At 72.1% G+C, this 3,325-nt stretch carries 2 protein-coding genes; both read left to right on the forward strand.

Translation table 11 applies throughout. The annotated features are described in order from the left end of the window. Nucleotides 1-156: 156 nt before the first annotated feature. Nucleotides 157-1,575 (forward strand): GTPase HflX, encoded by a 1,419-nt coding sequence (gene hflX, locus DMH08_RS39070; RefSeq protein ID WP_026405553.1) that lies wholly within the window; start codon nt 157-159, stop codon nt 1,573-1,575. Nucleotides 1,576-1,964: 389 nt separating this feature from the next. Continuing rightward, nucleotides 1,965-3,179: an imidazolonepropionase gene (gene hutI, locus DMH08_RS39075; RefSeq protein ID WP_026405554.1), complete on the forward strand. Its 1,215-nt coding sequence runs from the start codon at nt 1,965-1,967 to the stop codon at nt 3,177-3,179. Nucleotides 3,180-3,325 lie beyond the last annotated feature (146 nt).

Below are 3,325 nucleotides of genomic sequence, written 5' to 3' on the forward strand. Positions count from 1 at the left end.
GTGAAAGGTTGAGTCATATGTCCTCGGTAGAACGCCGCGGCAACCGTCGAGCGGAAGCGGCCCATAAGGCGGCCCATAAGCAGGTGACGCGCGGGACGGCCCGTGAGACGATCGTCGGGAAGACACAGCCGCGCCGCGGCGTTCTACCGAGGACATATGACTCAACCTTTCACCGCAGACCAGACCATGGACGAGCTCGAGCCGATGACCGGCGAGCTCGACCTCGAAGACCGGCGGGCACTGCGCCGCGTCGCCGGACTCTCCACCGAGCTGACCGACGTCACCGAGGTCGAATACCGTTCCCTGCGACTGGAGCGGGTCGTCCTGGTGGGCGTCTGGACCGAAGGCACCGCCGAGGCCGCCGAGAACTCGCTGCGCGAGCTCGCGCTGCTCGCCGAGACGGCCGGCTCCGAGGTGCTCGAGGGCCTCGTGCAGCGGCGCTCCCGCCCCGACCCCGCCACCTACATCGGATCCGGCAAGGCCGCCGAACTGCGCGACGTCGTCATCGCGACCGGCGCCGACACCGTCATCTGCGACGGCGAGCTCGCCCCGAGCCAGCTCCGCCACCTGGAGGACACCGTCCAGGTCAAGGTCATCGACAGGACGGCCCTGATCCTCGACATCTTCGCCCAGCACGCCAAGAGCCGCGAGGGCAAGGCGCAGGTCGAGCTGGCGCAGCTCGACTACCTCCTGCCCCGCCTGCGCGGCTGGGGCGGCAACCTGTCCCGGCAGGTCGGCGGCCGCGCGGCCGGCGGCGTCGGGATCGGCGGCCGCGGCCCCGGCGAGACCAAGATCGAGCTGGACCGGCGGCGGATCCGCACCCGGATGGCCAAGCTGCGCCGGCAGATCGCCGAGATGTCCAAGTCGCGCGACACCAAGCGCGGCGGCCGGCGCCGCCACGAAGTGCCGGCGGTCGCCATCGCCGGCTACACCAACGCGGGCAAGTCGTCCCTGCTCAACCGGCTCACCGGCGCCGGGGTGCTGGTGGAGAACGCGCTGTTCGCCACCCTCGACCCCACCGTCCGGCGCGCCGAGACCCCCGGCGGCCGCGCCTACACGCTGGCCGACACCGTCGGGTTCGTCCGGCACCTGCCGCACCAGCTCGTCGAGGCGTTCCGCTCGACGCTGGAGGAGGTCTCCGACGCGGGCCTGATCCTGCACGTCGTGGACGGCTCCGACCCCGAACCGGAGGCGCAGATCGCCGCCGTCCGCGAGGTCCTGCGCGAGATCGACGCCCACGGCATCCCCGAGCTCATCGTCATCAACAAGGCGGACGCCGCCGACGGGCTCGCGCTCGCCCGGCTGCAGCGCCGCGAGCCGAACAGCGTCGTCGTCTCCGCCCGCACCGGGTTCGGCATCGACGAACTGCGCGCCGCGATCGAGGCCGGGCTGCCCGGTCTCGAGGCCGAACTGCACGTGCTCGTCCCGTACGAGCGCGGCGACCTCGTCGCGCAGGTGCACGAGCGCGGCGAAGTCCTCAAGCAGGAGCACGTCGCCGAGGGCACGCTGCTGCACGCGCGGGTCCCCGACGATCTCGCAGCCGACCTCGCCCGCTTCGAGGCCGCGCCCGCCTGACCCCGCGCCCGCACCGCGTACGCGAACCCCGCCGGACACCGTCCGGCGGGGTTTTCGGTCGAGAAACCGCTGAATTGAGGCCATTCCAGAATGGACGCACGGTCGCCGTACGGTGACAGGTTCGCCAATCGACTTGACGGTGCGGTCGAATTCCGTACGGTCATAGGGCTATGGGCGAGGCGACGTGCCGTCGATGAAAGGTTGTCTGACGGGCCTTCGGTGCACTACCGTGACGGAACCGATATCTCCGGTCTCGTTGCCTGTGGTGGCCGCACGGCCACCCGACCCTCCAGCGGTGAATCGCCGGCACCCAGTCGGCGTTTCGGATCGAGAGCAGGTGGACCACTTCATGGCGTCCGGTACGTCGTCTCATCAGGGCCGGTGAACCAATGACGGTACGGCTGTTGACGAACATCGGCAGGCTCTGGACGGGCACCGACGTCTGCAGCAACGCCGCCGTGCTCATCCACGACGACCGGATCGTCTGGGCCGGCCCGGCGTCCGACCTCCCGCAGAGCGTCCCCGGCGTCATCGACGACATCGTCGACGTCGACCACGTGGAGAACCTCGGCGGCGGCCTCGTCACCCCCGGGCTCATCGACGCCCACGCCCACCCCGTCTACGCGGGGAACCGCTGGGCCGAACTCGCCATGCGCACCAGCGGCTCGTCCCACTCGGCCATCGCGGCCGCCGGCGGCGGCGTCAACTCGACCGTCACCGTCACCCGCGGCACCGACCCCTGGACCCTGTGCAACGGCGTCCGCGAACGCCTCCGCCAGTGGATCATCGGCGGGACCACCACCGTCGAGGCCAAGACCGGCTACCACCTCACCCGCGACGGCGAACTCGCCGACATCCGGATGCTGCGCTCCCTCGAGTCCGAGCCCTCGATGCCCCGCATCCACGCGACGTTCCTCGCGGCCCACATCCTCCCGCCCGAGTTCTTCGGCCGCCGCCGCGACTACATCGAAGCCGTCCGCCTCTGGGCCGGCGACGCCGCCGTCGCGGGCGCCGACAGCATCGACGTCTACTGCGACGAGGGCCACTTCACCGCCGAGGAGGCCCGCGCCCTCCTGCTCACCGGCAAGCGCGCCGGCCTGAAGGCCCGCATGCACGCCTGCGCCAACGAGCGCGTCGGCGCCGCCCAGGTCGCCGCCGAGGTCGGCTGCGCCTCCGCCGACCTGCTCACCCAGGCCAACGACGACGACATCAAGGCCCTCGCCCACGCCGGCGTCACCGCCACCGTCTGCCCCGGCAGCGCGCTCAACAGCAGCCGCGCCCCCGCGCCCGTCCGGCAGATGCTCGACCGCGGCGTCACCGTCGCCCTCGGCACCGACCACAACCCGGGCCAGTGTGGCATCACCTCCATGCCGCTGGTCATCGGCCTCGCCGTCGCCATGTTCGGCCTCAGCGTCACCGAGGCGCTCCGCGCCGCCACCCTCGGCGGCGCCGCCGCCCTCCGCTACGGCGACCGCGGCTCCCTCGCCCCCGGCATGCTCGCCGACATCGTGCTCTGGGACGCCGACCACGAGGGCGCCTTCGCCTGGGCCTTCGGCCTCCGCGCCCAGCGCGTGTGGCGCGGCGGCGTCCCCGTCCAGCCCTGACCCCCGGCGAAGTTATCCACAGCCCCTGATTCCCGGACGGCGTCCCGCCGCGGGCTCCTAACGTCGGCGGCATGAAGGCCACCGACCGCCTCCAGGCACTCGTCGCCCCCGTGCGGGACGCCGTCCGGGAATCAGGGGCTGTGGAT

Origin of the sequence: Actinomadura sp. WAC 06369 (genome assembly GCF_003947565.1) — a bacterium.
GTDB lineage: Bacteria > Actinomycetota > Actinomycetes > Streptosporangiales > Streptosporangiaceae > Spirillospora > Spirillospora rifamycini.